The organism is Vibrio chagasii (assembly GCF_024347355.1).
Lineage (GTDB): Bacteria > Pseudomonadota > Gammaproteobacteria > Enterobacterales > Vibrionaceae > Vibrio > Vibrio chagasii.
In genome coordinates this window covers 804,450-828,456 of the sequence record NZ_AP025466.1, presented here as the reverse complement: position 1 = coordinate 828,456, position 24,007 = coordinate 804,450, and the positions used below count along the sequence as shown (strand labels likewise).

General features: G+C 41.3%; 22 protein-coding genes and 2 pseudogenes. 11 read left to right on the top strand and 13 right to left on the bottom strand.

The window, feature by feature from the left end; translation table 11 throughout:
• The first annotated feature begins 15 nt into the window (after positions 1 to 15).
• The gene (locus OCV52_RS19720) at positions 16 to 1,854 is read left to right on the top strand and encodes an ABC transporter ATP-binding protein (protein WP_240700656.1); all 1,839 of its coding nucleotides are present in this window, start codon (positions 16 to 18) and stop codon (positions 1,852 to 1,854) included.
• Entirely contained in the window at positions 1,848 to 3,599 is a 1,752-nt protein-coding gene (locus OCV52_RS19715; RefSeq protein ID WP_137406862.1) for an ABC transporter ATP-binding protein, read from the top strand. The genes OCV52_RS19720 and OCV52_RS19715 overlap by 7 nt, the downstream gene beginning before the upstream one ends.
• 47 nt (positions 3,600 to 3,646) lie before the next feature.
• Here OCV52_RS19715 and OCV52_RS19710 read toward each other — a convergent pair whose 3' ends face one another.
• Positions 3,647 to 4,384 (bottom strand): 4'-phosphopantetheinyl transferase family protein, encoded by a 738-nt coding sequence (locus tag OCV52_RS19710; RefSeq protein ID WP_137406863.1) that lies wholly within the window; start codon positions 4,382 to 4,384, stop codon positions 3,647 to 3,649.
• Positions 4,385 to 4,501: 117 nt separating this feature from the next.
• On the opposite strand from OCV52_RS19710, the gene OCV52_RS19705 reads away from it, so the two are divergent.
• Positions 4,502 to 5,776 (top strand): MFS transporter, encoded by a 1,275-nt coding sequence (locus OCV52_RS19705; RefSeq protein WP_137406864.1) that lies wholly within the window; start codon positions 4,502 to 4,504, stop codon positions 5,774 to 5,776.
• 127 nt (positions 5,777 to 5,903) lie between these two features.
• Here OCV52_RS19705 and OCV52_RS19700 read toward each other — a convergent pair whose 3' ends face one another.
• The 4 genes from OCV52_RS19700 to OCV52_RS19685 all read right to left on the bottom strand — a co-directional run bounded on the left by OCV52_RS19700 (position 5,904) and on the right by OCV52_RS19685 (position 9,117).
• On the bottom strand, positions 5,904 to 6,305 hold the full coding sequence (locus tag OCV52_RS19700) for a hypothetical protein (protein WP_137406865.1): 402 nt from the start codon (positions 6,303 to 6,305) through the stop codon (positions 5,904 to 5,906).
• A 174-nt stretch (positions 6,306 to 6,479) separates the two neighbouring features.
• Positions 6,480 to 6,812: a DMT family transporter gene (locus OCV52_RS19695; protein WP_008218062.1), complete on the bottom strand. Its 333-nt coding sequence runs from the start codon at positions 6,810 to 6,812 to the stop codon at positions 6,480 to 6,482.
• Positions 6,813 to 6,961: 149 nt separating this feature from the next.
• Positions 6,962 to 7,801: an S-formylglutathione hydrolase gene (gene fghA, locus OCV52_RS19690; protein WP_008218063.1), complete on the bottom strand. Its 840-nt coding sequence runs from the start codon at positions 7,799 to 7,801 to the stop codon at positions 6,962 to 6,964.
• Positions 7,802 to 7,968: 167 nt separating this feature from the next.
• A complete protein-coding gene (locus OCV52_RS19685; RefSeq protein ID WP_137406866.1) occupies positions 7,969 to 9,117 on the bottom strand; it encodes an S-(hydroxymethyl)glutathione dehydrogenase/class III alcohol dehydrogenase in 1,149 nt (382 codons plus the stop codon).
• A 322-nt stretch (positions 9,118 to 9,439) separates the two neighbouring features.
• Here OCV52_RS19685 and OCV52_RS19680 point away from each other — a divergent pair, with 322 nt between their 5' ends.
• From OCV52_RS19680 to OCV52_RS19660, 4 genes are all read left to right on the top strand, one after another.
• Positions 9,440 to 9,784, top strand: coding sequence for a DMT family transporter (locus OCV52_RS19680; RefSeq protein ID WP_137406867.1), 345 nt, complete (start codon positions 9,440 to 9,442; stop codon positions 9,782 to 9,784).
• 346 nt (positions 9,785 to 10,130) lie between these two features.
• On the top strand, positions 10,131 to 10,925 hold the full coding sequence (locus tag OCV52_RS19675) for a class I SAM-dependent methyltransferase (RefSeq protein ID WP_137406868.1): 795 nt from the start codon (positions 10,131 to 10,133) through the stop codon (positions 10,923 to 10,925).
• 442 nt (positions 10,926 to 11,367) lie between these two features.
• Positions 11,368 to 11,760, top strand: coding sequence for an SMI1/KNR4 family protein (locus OCV52_RS19670; protein WP_025539246.1), 393 nt, complete (start codon positions 11,368 to 11,370; stop codon positions 11,758 to 11,760).
• Positions 11,761 to 11,946: 186 nt separating this feature from the next.
• A complete protein-coding gene (locus OCV52_RS19660) occupies positions 11,947 to 12,501 on the top strand; it encodes a hypothetical protein (RefSeq protein WP_137406869.1) in 555 nt (184 codons plus the stop codon).
• Between the two features lie 333 nt (positions 12,502 to 12,834).
• Here the strand turns inward: OCV52_RS19660 and OCV52_RS19655 are convergent, their stop codons facing one another.
• From OCV52_RS19655 to OCV52_RS19630, 7 genes and pseudogenes are all read right to left on the bottom strand, one after another.
• Positions 12,835 to 13,110 (bottom strand): HU family DNA-binding protein, encoded by a 276-nt coding sequence (locus OCV52_RS19655; protein ID WP_096993610.1) that lies wholly within the window; start codon positions 13,108 to 13,110, stop codon positions 12,835 to 12,837.
• A 245-nt stretch (positions 13,111 to 13,355) separates the two neighbouring features.
• Positions 13,356 to 13,520: pseudogene (locus OCV52_RS25600) on the bottom strand (helix-turn-helix domain-containing protein); the annotation flags it as partial.
• 88 nt (positions 13,521 to 13,608) lie between these two features.
• Positions 13,609 to 13,866 (bottom strand): annotated as a pseudogene (locus tag OCV52_RS19650) (IMP dehydrogenase); the annotation flags it as partial.
• Positions 13,867 to 14,568: 702 nt separating this feature from the next.
• The gene (locus OCV52_RS19645; protein ID WP_137406872.1) at positions 14,569 to 16,377 is read right to left on the bottom strand and encodes an ATP-binding response regulator; all 1,809 of its coding nucleotides are present in this window, start codon (positions 16,375 to 16,377) and stop codon (positions 14,569 to 14,571) included.
• A 4-nt stretch (positions 16,378 to 16,381) separates the two neighbouring features.
• Positions 16,382 to 17,176 (bottom strand): phosphate/phosphite/phosphonate ABC transporter substrate-binding protein, encoded by a 795-nt coding sequence (locus OCV52_RS19640; RefSeq protein WP_137406873.1) that lies wholly within the window; start codon positions 17,174 to 17,176, stop codon positions 16,382 to 16,384.
• Positions 17,177 to 17,346: 170 nt separating this feature from the next.
• On the bottom strand, positions 17,347 to 17,550 hold the full coding sequence (locus OCV52_RS19635; RefSeq protein WP_008219412.1) for a hypothetical protein: 204 nt from the start codon (positions 17,548 to 17,550) through the stop codon (positions 17,347 to 17,349).
• A 234-nt stretch (positions 17,551 to 17,784) separates the two neighbouring features.
• Positions 17,785 to 18,015 (bottom strand): hypothetical protein, encoded by a 231-nt coding sequence (locus OCV52_RS19630; protein WP_137406874.1) that lies wholly within the window; start codon positions 18,013 to 18,015, stop codon positions 17,785 to 17,787.
• Positions 18,016 to 18,542: 527 nt separating this feature from the next.
• Between OCV52_RS19630 and OCV52_RS19625 the strand changes: the two genes are divergently transcribed.
• Positions 18,543 to 19,457: a hypothetical protein gene (locus OCV52_RS19625; RefSeq protein WP_137406875.1), complete on the top strand. Its 915-nt coding sequence runs from the start codon at positions 18,543 to 18,545 to the stop codon at positions 19,455 to 19,457.
• Positions 19,458 to 19,482: 25 nt separating this feature from the next.
• Here OCV52_RS19625 and mpaA read toward each other — a convergent pair whose 3' ends face one another.
• Complete coding sequence (gene mpaA / locus OCV52_RS19620) at positions 19,483 to 20,187, bottom strand: murein tripeptide amidase MpaA (protein ID WP_240700658.1); 705 nt, start codon at positions 20,185 to 20,187, stop codon at positions 19,483 to 19,485.
• A 152-nt stretch (positions 20,188 to 20,339) separates the two neighbouring features.
• Between mpaA and OCV52_RS19615 the strand changes: the two genes are divergently transcribed.
• The 3 genes from OCV52_RS19615 to OCV52_RS19605 all read left to right on the top strand — a co-directional run bounded on the left by OCV52_RS19615 (position 20,340) and on the right by OCV52_RS19605 (position 23,996).
• Positions 20,340 to 21,965, top strand: a complete 1,626-nt coding sequence (locus OCV52_RS19615; protein WP_137406877.1) for an ABC transporter substrate-binding protein — start codon at positions 20,340 to 20,342, stop codon at positions 21,963 to 21,965.
• 159 nt (positions 21,966 to 22,124) lie between these two features.
• Complete coding sequence (locus tag OCV52_RS19610) at positions 22,125 to 23,027, top strand: LysR substrate-binding domain-containing protein (RefSeq protein WP_137406878.1); 903 nt, start codon at positions 22,125 to 22,127, stop codon at positions 23,025 to 23,027.
• Between the two features lie 84 nt (positions 23,028 to 23,111).
• Complete coding sequence (locus OCV52_RS19605) at positions 23,112 to 23,996, top strand: carbohydrate ABC transporter permease (protein ID WP_102332230.1); 885 nt, start codon at positions 23,112 to 23,114, stop codon at positions 23,994 to 23,996.
• Positions 23,997 to 24,007: the final 11 nt, after the last annotated feature.

Sequence of the window (24,007 nt, the reverse complement as noted above, 5' to 3'; positions counted from 1 at the left end):
TTTATTAGGGGCGTAATGAGATTTTACGCTTTTTATTTACTTATTTATATAGGCAAAAAAATGAAAGGAACGCCGTTTTCTTGGTTAATTCAATTGGTTGCAAGCCAACGCCGTAAGCTTTTATCGTCTATGGTATTAGCCGTTGTTTATTCTTTATTTACGGTTGTACCATATTTTATAATTTACCATTTGGTTGATGGGTTTATCAATGACGCTATTGTTGACTCCTATATTGTCTGGCAATTAGTTTTACTTGCTGCGGTTGCATTAGTGATGAAAATGCTGTTGCAACTAGCATCTGGATTATTGTCGCACAAAGCCGCTTTTCAACTATTATTTGAAATACGCCAACAAATTATTGATAGCGTAGGGCAGTTATCATTAGGTGAAAGTAATAAACAAGCTGCGGCATCAATGAAAAAAATTATTTCAGATGATGTCGACAGAATTGAGACTTTTATTGCCCATCATTTACCAGATATGGCTGCTGCGATTGTGAGCCCTTTAGTTGCTTCACTGCTCTTGTTATATATCGATTGGCGATTGGCACTTATAGCTCTCTTACCTTTACCTATCGCTTTGGTTTTACAAGCTCTTATGTTCAAAGGCTTCAACGTTAGAGTAGATGAGTACCATAAAGTCGTTTCCAATTTGCATATTAGTGTTGTCGATTTTGTAGCATCTATACCTGTAGTAAAAGCGTTTAACATGACGGTCGATTCGCATCAAAAATATCGAGATGCAGTGAATGATCATCATAAACTGGTGACGAATTGGTTGTTAGATACAAAAACGCCAGCATCTTTATTTAAGTTATCGCTTGATCTTGGTTTGCTTTTTTTATTACCTGTTAGTGTATGGTTATACGCTCAAGGTGATTTAACGCTATCGACATTATTTATTTTTATATTACTGGGCGTGGGGTTGATGGAACCTCTTTACAACCTTATTCAATTTGGTGGTATGTTCAGTGAGATGCTAAAAGGAGTTGAAAAGATAAAATACTTCTGTGAAATAACTCCTCAGAGTGAGGGCTCTCAACAGCAAACTATAGCACATACAGGTATCACTTTTGATCATGTAACGTTTCGACATAATAAAGCGATTAAAAGTACTGTCGATGATGTTTCTTTTACTGCTTTGCAAGGAAAAATTACCGCTATTGTAGGGCCATCTGGCGCGGGTAAAACAACAGCGGCTCAGTTGATTCCTCGATTTTTTGAATACCAGAGTGGTGAGATCACTATCGGTAATAAGTTGATAACAGATTTTCCATTTGATCAGTTGATGTCGCTTGTTAGTTTTGTCTTTCAGGATGTTTATATTTTTGAGCAGACTATCAAAGAAAACATTCGCATGGGTAATGATGAGCTTTCCGATGAAGACATAGTTAATGCAGCGAAAGCAGCTTGTGCTCACGAGTTTATTTTGTCATTACCAGAAGGCTACGAGACGATAGTTGATCAAGGGAGTTTAAGTGGTGGGCAAGCTCAAAGAATTGCGATTGCTCGGGCTATAGCTAAAGATTCGCCTATTTTGATCCTTGATGAAGCAACGGCTTATGCTGATGCGCGCAATGAAGTTCGCATCCAGCAAGCAATTTCAAGTTTAATGCGAGGCAAAACAGTATTAGTTATTGCGCATCGTTTAAATACGCTTACTCATGTCGATAAAATTATTGTTATGGATAAAGGTAAAAAAGTGTCAGAAGGTACACATGGTGAATTGCTAGAAGGCTGCGAGCTATATCAGTCCATGTGGGAAGCACACCAAGAAACTAAAGCTTGGCACTTTGGGCAATCATCAAAGGGTCAAGAGACTATGACAGTGTCAGAGGGTGTAGAGTCATGTTGAGAATAAATACCTTAAAGCGTTTAACCGGTACGTCTCTGAAAGGTTTAAATCGAACTGTATTTCTGACAGTGCTTGATGCTTTCTTTGCTTCTGCCCCCTATGGCTTTCTTTATTATATTCTGCTGGATATGTTAGCCGATAAGCCAGATATACAGCATCAATTTTTGTTGGTGATCGGATGTGCTGTCATGATGATCATACGGGCCCTATTGGCACGAGTCATTCACGTGAACATTTCTCTTATTGGTTTTGATGCAGGAAAGCAAATTCGTCAGCGTTTAGGTGACCATTTACGGAAAATGCCAATGGGTTTTTTCCAGCGTTCTGATTTTGGCAGTGTTAATAACACCTTGCTAAAAGACATTGATATGATTGAGCGGATTTTTACTCATTTGTATGCACCAATTATAGCCACTGGTTCAGTATTGTGCTTTTTTGCCTTAGGCTTGATAGCTAAAGATTGGCGAATGGGGCTGGCCATGATGTCAACCTTGCCATTAGCTTGTTTCGCTTACTTACTAACGCGAGCTTACGCTAGGAAGTGGCAGAGTCACATGCAGCATTTGATGCATCAACTGAATGATGCCGTAATGGAGTATATGAATGGCTTAAAGGAACTCAAGTCACATAGCATGATGGGGAAAGCTTTTTCACGTTTAAATGATGTTTTAACATCAACACGTAATCAAGCCTTAAAAGCTGAGAAGGCTGCTGTATGGCCGGTATACAGCTTTAATGTACTGGTGGAGTCAGGCTTAATTGTGTTGCTGGTTGTACTTACTTGGGCTTGGTTAGAGCGTACAATAGCTTTACCGGAAGTATTATTATTTTTGATTGCAGCAGTTCGTTTTTTCAGGCCATTACTTAACATGTCAATGTTTTTGGCTGAGCTAAATTATTTAGATCTGGCTGTAAACCGAGTTGATGAAGTGTTGTCATTATCTACTATGCCACATGGTCAAGGCCGACCGCAGATTTCAAATATGGCGATCACCTTTAATGATGTGAGTTTCACTTATCCGGGTTCAAAAGATCCGCTTTTTGATAGTTTAAACCTAACTCTCCCTCACAATAAAGTAACCGCACTTGTCGGCCCATCAGGCTCAGGTAAATCGACAATTGCGTCATTGATAGCTCGTTTTTGGCAGCTTGATTCAGGCTCAATCTCAATAGGAGAACAAGGAAGCCAGGTTGATATTGCAAGTATGCAAGTTGAGCATTGGCTTCAGCATGTCAGTATTGTGTTTCAATTGAATTATATTTTTAATGACACACTGGCGAATAACCTTCGTGTTGCTAAACCAGGTGCGACAGATGATGAATTGTGGCGTGTTATAGAGCTCGCGAAACTCAAAAATTTAGTGTCAGAGATGGAAAAGGGGCTTGATACCGAGATTGGTGCTGGTGGTGTACACTTATCAGGCGGTGAAAAACAGAGACTTTCAATTGCTCGTGCACTTCTTAAAGATGCGCCACTTGTTATCTTAGATGAAGCCACAGCCTCTCTAGACCCTGAAAATGAGCGAGATATCCAGGTTGCAATGCAAGCTTTAGTTCAGAATAAAACCGTACTTGTAATAGCTCATAAGTTATCAACAGTTCAATACGCTGATCATATTGTTGTTTTAGACTCAGGGAAGATCGTTGAGCAAGGGGGGCACGACACTTTGCTGCAAAATAAACTTCTTTATAATGAGCTTTGGAACCTTCAACAGCAAGCTCAAAGTTGGCACTTTATTTCGTAGTTTTCTGTTGTTGAGAGAAAGCTGGCAAGATAACGTTTTGCCAGCTTTTAGTTTCTTGGTTTATACAAGCATAGCGTTGTGATCTCATTTCTCTTGGTGTCATAGCGATAGTTGCACGTGATAATTTTGTTGATGTTAAAGTTTTTGTTAAGGTTCGTGGACGTAGAAAAGGTCAGGATTGATTTGTGATGATTAATATTGACTAAATTAACAGCATCAAAGTTGACTATTTCCATAATATGTGGGTATATAGCTTTGTATATGCTCTCTTTAGCCGAAAATAACAATGTAGTGCAATATTCATTAGAGTAATTAAGCTTCTTCAATAGCAATAATTCTGTTATGTCAGCAATAAGTGGTTGGATGCTTTTGCTCTGTTGCTGAGACATTAAAGTCTGGATATCGATACCAAATGAAAGGTTGTCGTCTGAGTGTTCTTTTTTACCCACTATTGCAATAGCACTATTATCGGTATGAGATATTGAACCTGTTAATCCACAAGGCCATTTTGGCGAACGATCTGCGGAGATTGGAACATCGATTGCGTAACCCAAATTCTTTTTTATCAAGTACTTGGTGCATATCCGACCTGCCAAAAACTCCCTCTTTCTTTTGGGTACGGACTCTCTGACTGAATTTGGATATTCAATATCAAAGTGAAAAAATAAGTTTTCCCTAAATTTATCTGGAGAAAAACTAATTCTCATTATATCTAAAGATTTACCTTGATAATCAAAATTAAAAAATTTGAAGTCATTAATAAATTCTGATGATAAATTTTCCATTACTTTAAGGTTATGACCAAATCACTTGTTGCAAATAATTATCATTTACTTTCTTTTATATGTAAAGCATAATTTAGTTTCTCAGAAACCATACATTAATTTACCTATTGAACAGAAATGAAATTAAGGACTTTTATGGAAAGCTGCAATATTAAAGGTGAGAGTGAGAATTTTAGATCTAAACAAAGCAATGTCTTTTTTGTCATTATTTGTAGTCTGTATTTTGTTCAGGGTATCCCTATTGGTTTAACATTCCATGCTATTCCTACACTATTAAAAACACTCGGTTTACCACTAGAATTGATCTCAATGGTACCGCTCGCTGGAATTTTTTGGGCCATTAAATTTTTGTGGGCGCCATTAGTGGAAAATAATTGGCTAGGCTCTCTTGGGCGAAGAAAGTCATGGATCATACCTATGCAATTGGTGATGGTAATGACACTGATAACATTAGCGATGATTAACGTTACTGAACAGAACTTGGCCATAGTGACATTATTACTCGCGATCATTTCTATTGTGGGAGCGACACAAGATATTGCGACCGATGGTTTAGCAGCTGATCATACAGAGAAGTCACAACTCGGTTTAGTGAATGCGATTCAGGTTTCAGGAATTATTATCGGGATGTTAATTGCGGGCCCGTTTGCAATGGTTGCCTTTGAATATGTTGGGTATCGGGTGACTTTACTACTATTGGCCGCAATAGTGTGTGTATGTCTAATACCAATTATCACTTGGCAAGAGCCGAAAGTGAAGCACAGCAGTACAACAGCAAAAGCATCCCTTCTCAAGTTTTTCAAAGCCCCAAGAGCGACTTCAACTTTGGTACTATGTTCATGTGCCACTTTGTGTGGAGTCATCACAATGGCGCTGTCAAAATTTATCTTGGTTGACTTATCTTGGTCTATGTCGCAAGTAGGAATGCTAACAGGAGTTGGTCATTTGCTAGTAATGCTTGTAGGTTGTTTCATTGCTAGCAACCTTATAAAGCGTTGCGGATATCGCTCAACATTGCTGTTCGGCTTGCAGTTGGTTATGTTCGGTGGTTTTCTTTGGATAGCGATCGCCGAAGATTGGCTTTTGGGTGCATGGTGTGTGTGGTTAACATCTGTCATTGTAGGTTTGGGGATGGGTTTTATTGCGGTAAGCACCTATACATATTCAATGCGTTTTTCTCAGCAGACTTTGCAGCCTGCAACAAACATTGCTTTCTTTCAGGGAACACAGACTTTTGGAGAGATAGTCTTTTCTTCTTTAGCCACAAGTTTAGCGGGGGTTAGTGGATATAGTAGTGCTTTGGTGCTCGGAATAGTGATTGCATTGTCTTGCTTATTTGCAGTGTTGAAATCGACTCATTATCGCCACTGGAGTGATGCGTACAATGACTGAGTTTAATCAATATTTGAGCAAGTGAGCAAACGCCATAGACTGAATACGTATTGTTCTCTAGGAGCACATTGCGCTCGGCTTGGACGCCAGAGCGCAGTTTTAAAGTTGGAGTTATTTGAGTTCGTATCTAACGAACGTAGTTCGCATCAACGCTGACATACCAGTGTTGAAGCTTGCCGTCGGTTTTTTTGATCCACAAATCGTTGGTGTAACTCTCAATCTTGCCGTTAACCGTAAGGTTGAATGTGTTCTCGTCGAAGTCGCCAAGCTTCACAAACTGATCGGTCGTAATCAAAAACGGGTCCATGTCGTCAACGCCAACTACATCTGAAATCACATAGTAGTGGTAAGTAAATGGCTTGCTCGCATCATTTGGATTACTGCGGTATGCCACAAGCTTGAAAGGTTCCGTCAGTGGGACATCGAGCGTTTGCTTGTCCATGGTCGCAGGGATTGGAATAAATAGCCAAGCCGTAAATAGGCCGCAAGCCAAAACCATCAGGAAGAAAAGAGTCTTAATTGCTTTCATAGCAACCTTCAAAATAGGTGATGTTGAAGGTGCTATGTTAACAGGTTTGATTTGTTGATTGTAAGAGTATGAATAAGTGAAGGCGACACCACTCTGTTAGGAAATTTGAACGAATTGACGCACTGTTCATAACTTACCTTTCAGACGCTTTCTATCTAAAAGCGTCTGGGCAAATTAGTGCGCGTGGCCTTGTGATAGGTTGATCAACATGACGCCTGCGGCAACAAGCCCCATGCCAATCCAAACTTTTGTGTCCAGGTGTTGGCTGTAAACGAAGGTCGAGATTAAGCTCACTGTCAAAATGGCTAGTCCAGCCCATAGAGAGTGCACCACACCAACAGGCATCCCCTTCATCGCTTGGCTCAAAAATAGAAACGCTGCCAAGTGCCCTGAGATCACCAGCAATGCGGGCACTGGCTTAGACAAACTAAACCCGTCAGTGGCTTTAAGTGCAACGTGAGAAAGTGCTTCAGCCATTACGCCCATCATCAAGAAAAACCAGCTCATATTCGTACCTTTATCTTTGTATTGTTTGTGTTGGTATAGCGTTGGAGTTTAAAAGTGTTAATCGTTGTTTAAGATAGTTGCAGCCAAACAGCAGGCACAAAAAAGCCCACACCTCACGCTTTTGCAAGGTGTGGGCTAAATAGGTGTTGCTACTTGTTTAGGTAAGCCGCGTGGAACTCAATGTGCTCATCAATAAAGCTAGAGATAAAGTAGTAGCTGTGGTCGTAACCTGGCTGCATACGTAGCTCTAAATCGGCATTGGTTGTCTTCGCTGCTTCTACCAATTGCTCAGGTTTCAGTTGTTCAATTAGGAAGTTATCCGCTTCGCCTTGGTCAACCAACATTGGCAGTTTAGTGCCTTTGGTTTTTAGAAGCTCAGAGGCGTCGTACTGCTTCCACTCTTCAATATCTAAGCCTAGATATTGGTTAAATGCTTTTTGGCCCCAAGGACATTGCATTGGGTTACTGATTGGGCTAAATGCAGAGATAGAACGGTAGCTATCTTCGTTCTTGATACCAATCGTTAGGGCACCGTGTCCACCCATGCTGTGACCAGAAATTGATTTCACTGATGTTACAGGGAAGAAAGACTCAATCAGTGCAGGAAGCTCTGTTACCACGTAATCGTACATGTGGTAATGGCTGTCCCATGGCGCTTGAGTAGCATTCACGTAGAAGCCTGCACCTTGGCCTAAGTCGTAGCTTTCATTGTCAGCAACGTTCTCACCACGTGGGCTTGTATCTGGTGCAACAATAGCGATGCCTTGCTCAGCCGCAGCTTTAAATGCGCCGGCTTTTTGCATAAAGTTTTCATCGGTACAGGTTAGGCCTGATAACCAATATAAAACAGGAACTGGGTTTTCTTTGCTTGCATTGGGTGGCAAGAAAATAGCGAAACGCATATCGCAGTCAAGCGTTGCAGAAAAGTGGGTGTATTGTTTGTGCCAACCACCAGCAACCTTTGCTTGGCTAATGTTTTCGATTGTCATTTATTGTGCTCCGTAGGTTGATGGTTTCGGAATTAATGTATTTGATTTTCTATAGCTTAAGCTAAAGGTTTCACCACCCACCGGGCAGGAGGTGGTGAAGACAGTTTCGCTCTGATGTTTAAATCAGAACTGTGGTCTCGACACCTAGGTGCCGAGACCAAGGAGAATTATCTGTCCATGTGTAACACAGTACGGATAGATTCACCTTTGTGCATGAGTTCGAATGCGTCGTTTACTTCGTCAAGGCTCATTGTGTGAGTGATGAACTCTTGAAGACCAAACTCACCCGCCATGTAACGGTTTACGATTTCTGGAAGCTCAGAGCGGCCTTTAACACCACCGAAAGCAGAACCACGCCATACACGACCTGTTACTAGTTGGAACGGACGAGTTGAGATCTCTTGACCTGCACCTGCAACACCGATGATTACAGATTCGCCCCAACCTTTGTGACAACATTCAAGAGCTTGACGCATCACGTTTACGTTACCGATACACTCGAATGAGTAATCAACACCACCATCTGTCATCTCAACGATAACGTCTTGGATTGGCTTGTCGAATTTCATTGGGTTGATGCAGTCAGTCGCGCCAAGTTGTTTCGCTAGCTCGAATTTGCTCTCATTGATATCAACACCGATGATTTTGCTTGCACCAGCCATACGAGCACCGATGATTGCAGAAAGACCGATACCACCTAGGCCGAATACAGCAACTGTGTCGCCTTTTTCAACTTTAGCTGTGTTCAGTACCGCACCCATACCAGTGGTTACGCCACAACCTAGAAGACAAACTTCCTCAAGAGGTGCTTCTTTAGCTACTTTCGCTAGTGAAATTTCTGGAAGTACCGTGTACTCAGAGAAAGTAGAACAACCCATGTAGTGGAAGATTGGCTCACCGTTGATAGAGAAACGGCTTGTGCCATCTGGCATTAGGCCTTTACCTTGAGTTTCACGAACCGCTTGGCAAAGGTTAGTTTTACCAGACTTACAGAATTTACATTCGCCACACTCAGCTGTGTAAAGTGGGATAACGTGGTCGCCAACTTCAACGCTTGTTACGCCTTCGCCAACCATTTCAACGATACCGCCACCTTCGTGACCAAGGATAGAAGGGAAGATGCCTTCTGGATCGTCACCTGAAAGAGTGAATGCGTCAGTGTGACAAACACCAGTAGCAACGATACGAACAAGTACTTCGCCAGCTTTTGGCAGTTCAACGTCAACCGTTTCACGCTTTAGCGGCTCGCCCGCTTTCCAAGCAACCATAGCTTTAGATTGGATATGAGTTTGACCAGGTTTGATTTCGATAGTCATTGGATGCTTCCTTTATATGTCAGTACAGCGGATAACTTTGCAATTAAGTTCAACTCGTTAAGCGTAGTCGAGCTTAATTGTTTCCGCTCTCTCGTTTTGTTGGAGCTAGTATAGGTGTGAGTACGGGTTTTGATAATCCCTCTAAATGGAAAATGATTATTACTTATTTGTAATAATTGATGGGGTTTGAAGGGGTAGCGAAAGGAAAGGTGTTGCTAAGAGAATCTATCGAAAGTCTATACCGTAACTAGGTAGAAGGGACATTTTCTGGAAATAAACAGAGCATAAGCTTGCCGCCTATTTTCTAGTTGTAGGTTTGAACATGCTTTTATCTCTCCCACCTCCAGTGATGCTATCACTTGCCATTGTGCTTGAAGTTGTCGCCACTTCTTTATTACCTAAAACGCAGCAGTTTACTTCTTTGCCCGCGACTGTCGCAGTATTGGCTGGCTACGGCTGTGCTTTCTATCTATTGTCTCTAACGGTGCAAACCATTTCTTTGGGTGTGGCGTATGCGATTTGGTGTAGGGCAGGGATTGTGCTGGTCGCAGCACTGTCTTGGCTGGTCTACGGGCAAAAGCTAGACATCAACGCAGTCATCGGTATCGCTTTGATTTTGGCTGGCGTGGTGATCATCAACCTGTTTTCGAGTTCGGTGAGTCATTAGTGGCTAGATTTTTTTTGCCCCTATTCAAGTTAAAACCTATCTCAACATATCTTGTCTGAGTTTAAGCTATATCCTTTTAAACCACTGAAATCAGTTCAAGGTAATCACGTTTCTTAGAAGTTGACATTGTCAGATTTCGGTATAGGATGCATAGAAAATACCTCTTCCATTAAAGGATATACGCCAATGAACAACTAATTCTGTTTCATCCATTTAATCATCGGATTTACAGGATCAGTAGGCGTAGTCTATCTTTCATATCTACAAATTAAAGAATCAGCTTAAGATTTAAAAGTTCATATTGAACTGAGTTCTACGTCTATCTTCCTAATTAATAGGAGGCTTTATGCCCAAGATAAGTACAGGTATCATAAATCACAATAGTTTAGTTTGGGATAAATTCGCGCTAGCTGAAGCGGATTGGTCAAAACCTGTGTCGCAAGAAGTAATTGAGCAAGCCAAGTTGGGAAACTGGTCCGTTCATATTACAAAGCAACCATTAACCGAAAGTTGGCTTCCGAAATGTATAGAGGGCAAAAAAATATTGTGTTTAGCCTCTGCAGGTGGTCAACAGGCTCCTGTTCTCGCGGCAGCAGGTGCAATAGTTACGGTATATGACCTCTCTCGAGAACAGCTCAATAAAGATAAATTCGTCGCTAAACGAGACGAACTGAACATTACCACTATTCAAGGAGATATGAGAAACCTTAGTATCTTCGAAGAGCAGACATTTGATTTTATCATTTCTCCAATATCAAATTTGTATATCCCTGATCTCAAAGACCTTTGGAATGAATGTTACCGAGTCCTTAAAACGAAGGGGATTTTATTAACTAGTTTTTATAACCCTGTATTATTCATTTTCGAAAGAAATAAAAAGCTAGAAGAGCAAGGGCTCATAAAACCTAAATATGCGATACCGTATTCTGATAAAACTAGTCTTACCCAAAATGAATATGAAGAAAAGCTATCTACAGGACAGGCCATTGTTTTTGGACATACTTTAACAGAGCAAATCGGAGAACAAATTAATTCCGGTTTTGTAATTGCTGGTTTTTATGAAGACGAACACCCAACCCCGCGATTTATTATTGAAAACTATTTACCAACAATGATTGCAACTAAAGCTATAAAGCTTTAGATTGCTTTCGCAATGTTTATTACGAAAGAATGACGATATGTAAGGGAAGGACTTGATGCACAATAGGTTCTTTCGGGCTTAATTTTGTCCAAGAATTTCTCAGGTTGAATTTTTACCCGTGGCACTTTCTAGCTCGAAAGTGCCCCAAAGTGTGTTTAGAACGTATGAATTTAGCATGAGAACTATTGTGGCAACAGCTTGCTGGCCAATCGTCTAACACTTATTCGTGCATCAGGCTGGAACATATTTTGCCGTTCAATTCATGATATACAGAAAAAATCTGTATTTAGTGATGTAGGTAAGGAACTGTAGAACTTAAAGTATTGTTATTCATAGCAAAACAGATGTATGGTTTTCATCATTAAGATACTAGACAGAATAATTCTATATTTAAGTACAGAATTCTTCTGTCTAATATAGCTGTTATAGTTTTGGAGTAAAAATGGCATTCAACTTAACAGAAGAACAATTAGTTAATACTGAGGTGGAGCTTGGTGCAAGGCTCCCTCATGATTATCGTGAATCGATGAAGACTGATAATGGTGGTGAGGCAACGACCGAAGAAGATGACTGGGAGCTTTACCCAATCAAGGACAACTCCGATCGAAAAAGGCTAGCTCGTACTTGTAACCACATTATTGCAGAAACCAAGGCGTGTTTTGGTTTTGGCAACTTTCCTCATCATGCATTGGCTATTGCTAGTAACGGTCTTGGTGATCAAATGGTTTTCTTAAAAGAGTCAGAACAGTTCAAGCCCGAAGTTTATGTTTGGCTTCATGAAACCGGAGAGATTAAGTTGCTTGCAAGTTCATTTGCCAAGTTAGAAAAGCTATAACAAATTGTTCAAGAGTGATTCGGCACGCGTGGCATTTTTGCTATGCGTTTATTCTAGTGGTTAAGGTGGTATGCGGATGCTTAGGTATTGCGTGCCTCACACCTTAACAAGGCGTGATAAATACCATCTACTTTTGAGTCTGGTGGTTCTTGGAAGCATACATATTCGAATGTGAGGAAGAGTACATTGAAGTTTTGGTTTGTAGGCGAAGCTATATGTTTGGTCTTTTATATCTTCGTTTTTTCAGAGATTAACTATGATGTAACCCATAATTTTCTTTACTCTGCTGTAGTAATGCTTGTATCTGCTGTCGTTATCTATTTAATATTTGCTGTGAAATTTATTAGGATACAGTCTCGAAATCAGACTCCGGTTGAAAGCAGTACATTCAAACAATATGGGCCCAAGAAAAACCGTTGGTATGAAAAATACTCGAAGTCAACAGTTGCTTTCTTATTATGGGTAGCAACAACTTTCTTACTTTCGACGATTGATCAAAGTATTGAGCTAGATAAAAGAGTGACTACTGGGCTGAGCATACTTGAGTCAAAGTCAACGACTATTGGAAGATCCCGAGCAGCGTTAGTAGTGGTTTCTGATGACGGGAAAAGCATAACTTGTCGGGGATATTACAACCACATTATTGAGAAAAATCTGCCCGCTACAGTTAGCCTTATATATTCTAAGACACTAATTGGCTTCGAGAAGATCAACTGCCAACTACATTTAGACAAAGAGTAATTCTCTGTGTTGTGAGAATTTAAGCGGGATGCTTGTAAGCAATGTATTTATAACAAGAGACTATGGTTTCAAGATACTTTTTCATACCTGATCTTGATGCAATTAAGTCATTTAAGCTAACAAGGTTTTGTCCAAAGACGTGCTGACGCCGATCTCCGCAAATATATTGAAGGTGTCCAATTGACGGCCTCACGTGTTTACCTAGATGAAGCTGAGATATTCGTTGAGTGCTTAGTATCGATTGGTGTTAGCTGTATTACCAAGGAAAAACCCACCTTTAGTTGTGGGTTTTACTTAGGTGGTTATTTATCTTAATAGTGCCAAGTGAATATCTTAATGATTACAGGCTTCCTTTAAGGCTTTGCCTGCTTTAAAAGCGGGGACTTTTGCGGCGGGAATATTTAACTCCTCGCCAGTTTTTGGATTTCTACCAATACGAGCAGAACGGTCATTTACTTTGAACGTCCCGAATCCTACTAATGATACCTCACCTCCATCAGACAGGGCTCCGACAATTGCATTTATTGTAGAACTTAAAGCCCTTTCAGCATCTGATTTTGATAATTCAGCGTTTTTTGCAATATGCTCAACCAGCTGAGATTTATTCATGTATCACTCCTCATTTGTGAACCAGCATCAATTATTAGATAGGCATTAAACTTGGTAAATGCAAACTTTTTAAATATAAACCCTTAACTTACATATGTTTTGATGAAACTTTGACCGTTTTTTTAGAGTGACAGTTGTCAGTATGACACCTGTTTAGTATTATTGGCTATGCATACTTTGCTTGAAATAGTAGTAATACCTAATTTGCCCACTCTCATCCAGTTTGACAGTGGGCTTTTTTCACTTTTAGTTGATAAAAATGAGTTAGCACCATGGATGGTAAAGACTTGAGCCCGATACCGTATCTGTCTTGAAGAAATTGAATATTGTTTTGCTAAGTAGAGAGATGATGTGCCATCTAAGTATTGCTTAGCAATGATACATTTTAGCTCTCGGTTATATTTGGACATAAAAAGACCCCCAATAATTGGTGTCCAACTATTGGGGGTCAGTTCAAAAAGCGGCTCTTGATTTTCAAACTATTCGAATTCGTTCAGATTACTCTTTACCGAATACGTTGTTCTCTTGCTCTTGTACACGGATGAAAGTCGTACGCTTAGTTAGCTCTTTAAGCTTTGCTGCGCCTACGTATGTACAAGTTGAACGTACACCACCAAGGATGTCAGAAATTGTGTTGTGAACTGAACCACGGAACGGAAGTAAAACAGTTTTACCTTCTGCAGCACGGTACTTAGCAACACCACCTGAGTGCTTGTCCATAGCAGACTGTTAAGACATGCCGTAGAACCTAATGAAAACCAAAAAATGTCAATTAAAATCAACAACTTAAAATTAATTGCATGTATATAAATACAGTATTCTTGGGCGATTTTCACCCTTAAATAACGTCAATTTACAATGAGTGCTGCCATTTTTGCTGCCACTTTTTCATCTCCATTTTTCGAGGCATTTATCTCGTTGACTTGGATATTTGACTGCTAAAATTAGCTCTTGAGCTACATCTAGGATGTCGCGTTCTTCGTTTTCTAAGTCGATATTGTTTAGCTTCAAGGTATATACATAATCAAGCATTACTAACAAATCATGAAGTAAACAGACCATTCTCTCATCAATGTTCGTTAAATATTCATCCAACTCTTCATCTGAGTGCCAATGTTTAGGCTCTCCACCTAATACACTAACAACCTGCACTCGGATATATCGGAAAAGTAAGGTTAATTCTGGCGTGTTTATGATCATGAGTTAGCAGTTAAAGTGAGAGAAAAAAATGCTATGAATCTGGAACCGCTGCGCGATTCGACCTTTAGAAGACGAGACCTTAGACCTACCAATATAAGAATCTCGTCCATCTGCTGCCTACTTTGTTTGTCCATAACTATTCCCTGTAAAAATATGTAAAGTTAAGGTTTCTGCTGCCTCACATCAAAAGCGTATTCGCTGTCTTGCTGCTTTAAGAGATGTCTAACCTGTACTTTTTGTCCGATGTAAAACATTATTCTACGTTTTAGATCGACTTATACTGTTCATAAAATAATTATTAACCACCTGTCGAAATGCTTTATCGGTAAGGGGTTTGGGTAAAACCCCTTGAGTACCTGCTAGCTCAAAATCTCTAATCGATTTTATTGACATGTCTGCGGTGTAGCCAAATAACACAGGGACTTCATCGACTTGGTTGATTATTTTTATTAATTCGAGACCTGATATATCGGGCATATGAAGATCAACAAGTATAAAAAGGTAGTCATTTACTTTTATGAGATTTAAAGCCTCTTCTGCTTGGCTCGTTGTATCAACATCGAAGCCAAATTTCTTACAGGTAAGTTCACCTACGATGAGATTAATCTGATTATCATCAATGATAAGAGCGCGCCCCTTGAAGCAATGAGTTTGAGTGGAAAGTGCATTGCTGAAACGGTTCGGTTTGGTGATAACTGAAGGCATTGGCAGTGTAACAGTACACTGACTGCCAACGTTAACTTCACTCACCAACTCTATCTGCCCACTCATTAGTTCAAGGAGTTGGGTGACAATTGCAAGGCCTAATCCTGTACCTCCGAAATGGCGGGTGGTAGAGCTATCGGCTTGTGAGAACGGTTTAAAAATCGTCTCAAGCTTATCAGTAGGAATACCAATTCCGGTATCGGTGATGGTAATGGTTAATCTTGATTCACTTTCTAGCCATTGAAAGTGACATGTGACAGCTCCTTTTTTTGTAAACTTTACGGCATTGCCAAGCAAGTTGAATATTACTTGCTTCAATCTTGTGTTGTCTCCAGCAAGGTAAGTTCCCTCAATATGTTCAGTGGTAACAACGTAATCAAGACTTTTTTGTTTACAAGTGTTATCAAAGGCATTCTTGACCTCTTGAACTAAAGCCTCTAATGAGAATGGTTCAATGCGCAACTCAAGCTTACCTTGTTCCATTTTTGCTATGTCGAGAATGTCATTAATGATGAGAAGTAAATGCTCTCCAGAACTGACAATAATGCTTATTTGCTCTTTCTTTGCCTCATCGACTCCTTCCCCCAAGATTTGTGCCATCCCTAAAATCCCATTTAGTGGGGTTCTCATCTCATGACTTACCACCGATAAGAAGTCATCTTTAGCTCTATTGGCTGATTGAGCCGACTCCTTAGCTAATGAAAGCTGGACATATTGTTTTCTCATCTCCACAGACATACGATTGAAGGCTGAAATCACCTGACCAATCTCATCATTCTTTTCATAGCTAAGGGTCAAGCCAGGGCCAGATACTTCGATACCTTCAATGGCTTTAGTGACTTTACGTAGCTCTTTTACCAATAACCGACTGAATAATAGAGAGGCGATAGCAACAAATGCGACTTCGATACTCGCTATCATAATTAAATACTGACTCGAACTTTCTATGTGACTCAAGATAGCGCGTTCATCAAAAATGGCGTCTATCCGACCAATAACCATGCCATCTATGTGAACATCCATTCCTTTAAAAATCATTCCTTCAATCAATATCGAGTCAGTATGATAAGCATCTCTATTTCCAACGATAACAACCTCGGAGCCTGAGATACTCATTGTTAAAGACACAATATCGGGATCTTTTATTACGTTTTGTGCAATACTCTCCAGCCGCGCTATATCATAGGTAAGCAAGGCATCGAGACTACTCAGCTTTAATAAATTTAAAGTAGTCTCTATCTTGCTTTCAAATAAAGCTCTATTCGAATCAGCTATAAAATTTGTAGCAAAAACGACCAAAAGCGCGAGAAAAAAAACTTCAATTAAAGCGATACCGAGGAAGGTTTTGGTTTGGAATTTCATAAGGTTACTCTTCGGCAAAGAGTAGTCTAACGTCATTCCAATCGCTGTCTTTTGCTTGTTCAAACCCTTTAATTTTAAGAGGAGACAACAGCTCAGGGTGAACATTCTCAAGACTCGTTATTGCTTGTTGAATACGTTTTCTAAGGTCTTTAGAAACATGAGGGCCGACCGCGATGGCATGAGGAGTATAGCCTTTACTCTCCCACAAAACCGTCAATTTATCTGACACTTCAGGCTGCATAGCATTTAAGGTTCGATAGATACCGCCACCTGCCACGAAGTTGCCCTGAGCAATATTATGGTAGACCGAGTCATGTGAACGTACATAAACAGGTTCAATATCGATATTATTCTGTGCCAAGAAGCTTTGACTTAAAATACTTGCCGCAAAAGCATCAGGGGAAGGGAACGCTAACTTTTTACCTTCTAACTCTTGTACCGTAGATATATCACTCTCTTTCTTCACAACGATAACCCCCTTTATTTTCTTATTTTTTGCCTTAGCTATCGCTATATAACCGTTGGACTGACTGAATACAGTATAATGATAAGGGTTCATATAGGTTATGTCATATGACCCCTTTGACAATTCTTTTTCAAACAAAGGAATCGATGACTTAGTGGCAAATCTCACCTCTTGGCCAATTTCTTTTGAAATATATTGGAGGATGGGCATCCACTGCCTGGCTAATTTTTCAGCGGATTGCTGTGGAACAATCCCAAAGTTTAATGGTTTAGCTGCTAGGCTCGAAATAGGTGTAACGAGAAGACTCAGCAATATGGCTCGAAGAAGATTCATAAATTCACTTCCATGTAAAATGAACAATATGTTTCGCCCTTGCTGACCTAGTTCGCCTTAGAGCGATGCCCTGTTAGAACACTCATCAAGTGAGTTGCGTTTAGAATTTGCTATAGCTAAGTACCTATTTGAAAGAGATCTTTCTATAGAGACTTATAATAGCTAGAGTGTTAGAGGTTCATCAGGCTTTCAATAGACTCTTCAACGGAGTCAAAGATATACGAATGAACCTGAAAACCATCGTCAGCATCAATTTTAACTTCAGATATCCCATTGTTGATTTCAGCCTCGAGAAGATAGAGAGAGCTCTCAACTGATTGACTAATCATAATTTGTTGATTTGTTAGCGTGATACGACATGACTCTAAAACCATAGTGTGTCCCTTCCTAGCAGTGGCAACTGAATCTTAATGCTCTGATTACCTAATAATGACGTTGTTAGAAGATTCCTTTCTCTTTTAACAGTAGACCAAATTGTAAAAAAACATAGTTTATTTTCAGATGGATACTAAAGATTAGATTTTGAAAAGATAAAGTTTCGTTCTCCCTAACGTTGTATCACTAAACTCACTCAAGAATGACGCAAAAGTGCTTCACTGCATTTCGATTTACATCATTGTAAGTTGCATTTCATAAACTAAGTCTTGGGCTGACAGCAACACTTCTGACTCTTCGTCCGTTAGAGTGGAGTTAGACTGACGTAGCACGAATAAGTAGTCGAACTTTACAAAGAAATCGTAAAGCAGAGGCATGATATTAGGGTTTACTGTTGATATATATTGCTCAAGACTCTCGTTTGGTAAACAAGCATACTCTTCACCTCCAAGAGCCTTTGCCATACCTGTAGTTATTCATAATTTGCTAATGTTCGATTTTCCGAAAATGATTTTTGTCCAAAACCTTCACAAGCTGAATTTTTACCCGTGGCACTTTCTAACTCGAAAAAGCCTATTTCAAGCTAGCCCTTTTACCTAGTCACAACTTATGTGTGCGGTTTTTCCTACCTATTTAAATGTGTCTAACGGAATAACTGTCTCAAGGAAATATTGAGCAAGTATATGCGTATAGTATTGATATCATGAGTCTCGCCACATGAATACTGGCCGGACAATAATGATGCGTATTGGTGGGTTTAATTGGATATCGCTCTATCGAACCTATTTAGGGAATTGTGTTTCAAGAGCTTGATTAGGTACTTATCTATATCTATATCTATATCATGTATCGATGAGCCAATACCTAAAGTATTTACCTATAACAATGGCCAGCAACAGACTGCCAAAAGTGTCATTTAGATTGCTTGTCTTAACTAGGTGCTAAATTTGTCGGTCCCTGTCGCAGCCGTTATGAATATTGAGGATTCATTATGAAAGTAACTCTCGATCTAGATAAATTGTTAAGCGAAGGGGCAGTTACTCGGGAAGAGTACGAAAAATTCAGTGCCCTTGCTGCAAAATCTACGGGTTCCCTCGCGTTTAACATCCTAATTGGATTTGGGGTTACTGCTGTCAGTAGTGCGATACTTGCTCTGGTACCCGAACCAACAACCGCAATATTGATAGGAGCATTCATTATAATCGGTGGCCTTGTGATATTAAGTAGTGGCAGCGAACAATGGAATGTACTTGCTAACATTTGTATTTTGGCAGGCGCATTGATGAACGGAGGTGGAATCACGGTTGCGGGCGAAGGTAGCCTTTTATCAATTATAACTGTCACAACAATATTTACTGTAGCGAGTATATTTGCGAGGAGTGCTCTGCTTGCTGTTCTAGCAACATTAATGCTATCAGCTTGTATCGGCGCTAGAACAGGATATTTTCATGCGACTTACTTTGTTGGTATTCAAGAGCCTACCATCACAGTCATTCTTTTTAGCCTATTGTCGATAAGCCTATATCAACTATCTAAAAGACTCCCAGCAGAATACGAAAGAATAGCCATTGCTTCATCGAGAACCGGCTTTTTTCTGATTAATATGGGCTTTTGGGTTGGTTCTTTGTGGGGCGAGCGAAACGAAACAAGAGAAGTCATTATTTCCGCTTCTACATTTGCCTTCGTTTGGGCTGTCGCATTAATTGCGGTTGCAGTTTGGGCTTGGAAAAGAAACCGCAGGTGGGTTCTAAATACCGTTTCAGTTTTCGGGGGGATTCATTTTTTCACACAATGGTTCGAGAACTTAGGTGCAACCCCTAGCACGGTACTTGTCGCTGGTTTACTTGCCCTTGGATTTGCATTGGGACTTCGAAGTATAAATCTAAAGATGAAAAATAATGAATAATCGGGTAGGCGGAGGTATCTAGCCTCTAGCCTCTAGCCCTCTCACACTCCAACACAGCCACAAATGCATCCAAATACTGTTCTATCGTCAGGTCCGCAGAAACTGGTGGTAGCTCTACGGTAATACACGGCAAGTTTCTCTCTTGGCACCATGTACCGAATGACCCCGGGGTATCGTAATCGACATCTTCGACAACTGGTAGGTTGAATTGCTTACCTAGCCAAGTGGCGAGTTCTGATTGATCGGGGTCGTCGACCATGGCGAGTGGTTCGTGGAAAGAGATGACGAACTTGGGTTTGCGCTGTTCAATGAGGTTGATGAGCGATTGTACTTCTGGTTCTAACTGGTTTGCCTGCCCTGTTTTTACTTTTACGTCTCTGATTGGTGTGTGAGAACTCCAGCGATAAACGGTGCCGTTTTCTGTCCAGTTTTGAGTTGGGAAAGCGCGGTTTAGATCGACTTGATTAGCGTTGGCGCGTGTGCCTAGTTGGTTACCATCTGGGTTCATCGACAGAATCACATCGTGTCTCAAGTTCGCGGCTGGCAGGCTTCTTAGCGCACAAGACAAACCTGCGATAGACGCGGCTTCATCACCGTGTGTGCCCGCTATGATTAGACCTCGAGACTCACTTTCTACTTGTGCGGGGAAATAGAGCAAGGGTGCGCCCAATACCGACTTTCCATATGGCAGCGGCTTTATTGAAAATGCAGCTCTTTCCGTTCTTGGAATTAAACTCACCTTTATCTCCTGATTGATCAAGTACTATCAAGTATTAACGATTACAAAAACTACTTAGATAAACGAAAGCATTAAAACTCGTCAACAGTCGCATTGTTAATTTTATTACTTGCTTCAAAGATAGGCTAGGAGAGCAAAAACATATGGATTTTAAGAAACATTCAACGGCTTTACTCATTTCATCTCTATTGACCCCTTTTATATCAGTGACTGCCGTTGCTGACACATTGCCAGCGGGAACTTCTCTGGCGAAAGAGCAACACTTGGTGCGTGCTAATGATGCAGAAGCTGCGACACTCGATCCTGCGAAAGCAGAAGGCTTGCCGGAAATGCACATTCTACGTGACTTGTTTGAAGGTTTAGTGATTCAAGATCGCGATGGCAACATTACTCCAGGTGTGGCGGAATCTTGGGAAACCGAAGACAACCAGACCTTTGTCTTCCACCTGCGTAAAGACGCGCAATGGTCGAATGGCGATCTGGTGACGGCTGATGATTTCGTGTATGCGATAAGACGAGCGGTAGACCCTAAAACGGCATCGCCAAATGTGTGGTACTTAAAGCTCACCAAAATCAACAATATTGCTGATGTGGCAGAAGGTAAGAAGCCGATTGAAGAGCTAGGCGTGTCGGCTGTTGATAAACACACGGTGAAGTTCGAACTCGATAGTAAAGTGCCTTACTTTGTGGCGATGACGGGCCACACATCCATGATGCCAGTGCATAAGTCAGCCCTAGAAAGTAGCGACAAGCCGTGGAGCGATCCTAAGCAATTTGTCGGTAATGGTGCATTCGTACTAGACGAGTGGGTGGTGAATGAGCGCATTGAACTGAAGAAGAACCCGAAATATTGGCACAGTTCAGATACTTACTTAACCGCAGTAACTTATATTCCGTTTGAGAATCAGAATGCCTCGATTAACCGTTATGCAGTGGGCGAGGTCGATATCACGTCTGATGTGCCTACTCATATGGCGCAGCAACTTAAAACCAAATACCAAGATGCGTTTACCGCGGTGCCTTTGCTGTGTACTTACTACTACGCGTTCAATACAACACGAGCTCCGTTTGATGACGCACGAGTCCGTAAGGCTGTCTCTTATTCCATGATGCGTGACGTTATCACCAATGGTGTTACTCAGGTGGGCAACTTACCGGCTTATACCTTTGCTCATGAGTACACGGCTGGTTTTGATGCGACACAGCCTGAATACAGCGCGTGGACTCAGAAAGAACGTGATCAAAAAGCAAAAGAGTTACTGAAAGAAGCAGGATATGATGCGTCTAATCCGTTGGACTTCAAACTGCTTTACAACACCAGTGAGTCGAACAAGTCCATAGCAGTGGCGATTGCATCAATGCTGAAAGGCAACTTAGGCGCACAAGTTGAGCTTGAAAACCAAGAGTGGAAGTCTTACTTGGTGTCTCGTCGCCAAGGTGATTTTGATGTGATGCGCGCCTCTTGGTGTGGGGATTACAACGAAGCATCAACCTTCTTGAGCCTGTTACGTTCTGGTTCTTCGGGTAACTTTGCTCGCTATAGCAATGACAAGTACGACGCAGCAATGGACAGCGCCTTAGCCGCAACCAGCGAACAAGACCGCCAAGGTTTCTATGACCAAGCAGAGCAGTTACTGGCAGAAGACATGCCGATCGCACCAATCTACTACTACATGCAGGCCCGTCTAGTGCGACCAAGTGTCGGTGGTTTTGCTAAGAACAATGTAGAAGGGCGTATCTACTCTAAAGATCTCTACATCAAAGAGTAATTGATCTTCTGACATATCAAAAAAACCTGAAATAGAGAAAAGGGACGTTGATCATAAATATCTGAGCTACGTCCCTTCGTCATTAATCTGTAACGGTAAGCGCAAAAAACTGAAACCTGATTGAAGTATTTTTCACTTTTATTTCAATCAGGTGAAGCCATGTTACCCCCTCTACGTGCCCTTGTTGCGTTCGAAGCTGTTGCCCGCCTCGGTTCTATTGGCGCTGCCGCGCGAGAGCTTTGTGTTACACAAGCTGCGGTGAGTCAGCAGCTTAAAAGTTTAGAAACCTTTCTCGATACCACACTGTTTGAACGCAGCTCCAAAGGCGTAAAGCTGACGTCAGCCGCCCAGCATTATCAACCGATTGTTGCTGGCTCATTGGCCCATCTGAAACTACAGACTCAAATCCTCTTCGGGGAAAAAGAAACCGACGTGTTGAGCCTGCGTGTTAATCACACCTTTTGCCATAACTGGCTGTTACCTCGTCTGCCATCTTTTTATCAAAAATATCCTTTTATCAGGCTCGATATTCAGCTGGTGGACTGGCCATCAACCAACCCTTGTCAGAATGTCGATATCGAACTGACCAACGGTAAGGTTGAAAGCGAAGACACCCATTGCGAGCGGCTGTTTCAAGAACATTGGCAGTTAGTGTGCAGCCCAGAATTTAAAAACCAATATCAAGACTCCTTGGTTGAGCATGACTTTTCTGCTCTGCCGACCGTGCAAGTAAAAGGCTACCGAGAGAACTGGCTGCAATGGTTGAGCCATAACCAATTCGAGATGACTTTACCTAAGGTGCTACTTGAAGTGAGTAACTCTCTGCACGCTCTAGAGGCAGTTAAGCATGGTATTGGCGTGTTGTTAGTGCGTTCGCTTGCGGTGTCTGAGTTGTTAGAGAAAAACGCTCTGGTTCTGGCGACAGAGTCCTCAATGCCTGCCGAATCAGCCCACTATTTGATTACCAAACACAAACGCAGTGCCAAGGTGAATTTCTTTTGTGATTGGCTTTATCACCAGATGGAAGACGGTGAACTGGAAGAAAGATTTTCTAATGGGTAGCCATAAAAAAAATGAAGGGCGCTCTTACTAACCTGTCACACAAACCCCTTAATTTAACCGCATACAAATAAGGACGAGGTCACCATGAGTGCTTTCTCAGAACCAATGAAAAACCGCTTAAAGGTACTGCTATTTACTGCACCGTTGTTGGTGCCACTGTTTACTTTTTGGCTCGTACCATTTGGTTATTCGATTTACATCAGCTTCACCGATTGGGATTACATCTCGCCAGATTATTCGTTCATCGGTTTAGAAAATTACGAGTATATGGTCGAGGACTACGAGTTCATCCAAGCGATGCTCAACACGTTTTGGTTCTCTGTTGGTGTGGTGATTCCCACCATCCTTCTTGGTCTTGTGTTTGCCATGCTGCTGCACAAAAACTTCAAGGGTAGCCAATTTTATCGTGCAGTGATCTTCTCGCCTTGGATTACACCAACGGTCGCGGTGTCGATTGTGTGGTCTTGGGTATTCGAGACCAAATCGGGCTTGGCAAACCACTTATTGGAGTCGGCAGGGTTTAGCGCGATTCCATGGTTAGAGAACGGAAACACAGCCTTGGTTGCGGTGATTATCGTGACAGTTTGGCAGGCGATTGGTTGGACGATGCTGTTTTACATCAGTGCGCTTAACAAGATTCCAGAGTCCCTGTATGAGGCGTCTTTGATTGATGGTTGCAGCAGCTTAACGCGCTTTTTGAAGATAACGCTGCCGCTGATTTCACCAACCACATTCTTTTTGGTGGTGGTCAACATTATCACGGCAATGCAGGCGTTCGATCAGTTCCAGATCTTAACGCAGGGCGGGCCGGGTGGTGAGACTCGTACCTTGCTGTACTTGTTCTACCAACAGGCGTTTGAACGTTACGAAATGGGACCTGCGGCCGCGACATCGTTAGTGATATTCCTGATTACTGGATTGTTGGCACTTATTAATACCTACATCGGCAAGCGCTGGGTGTACTACTAGTCGATTTTTGA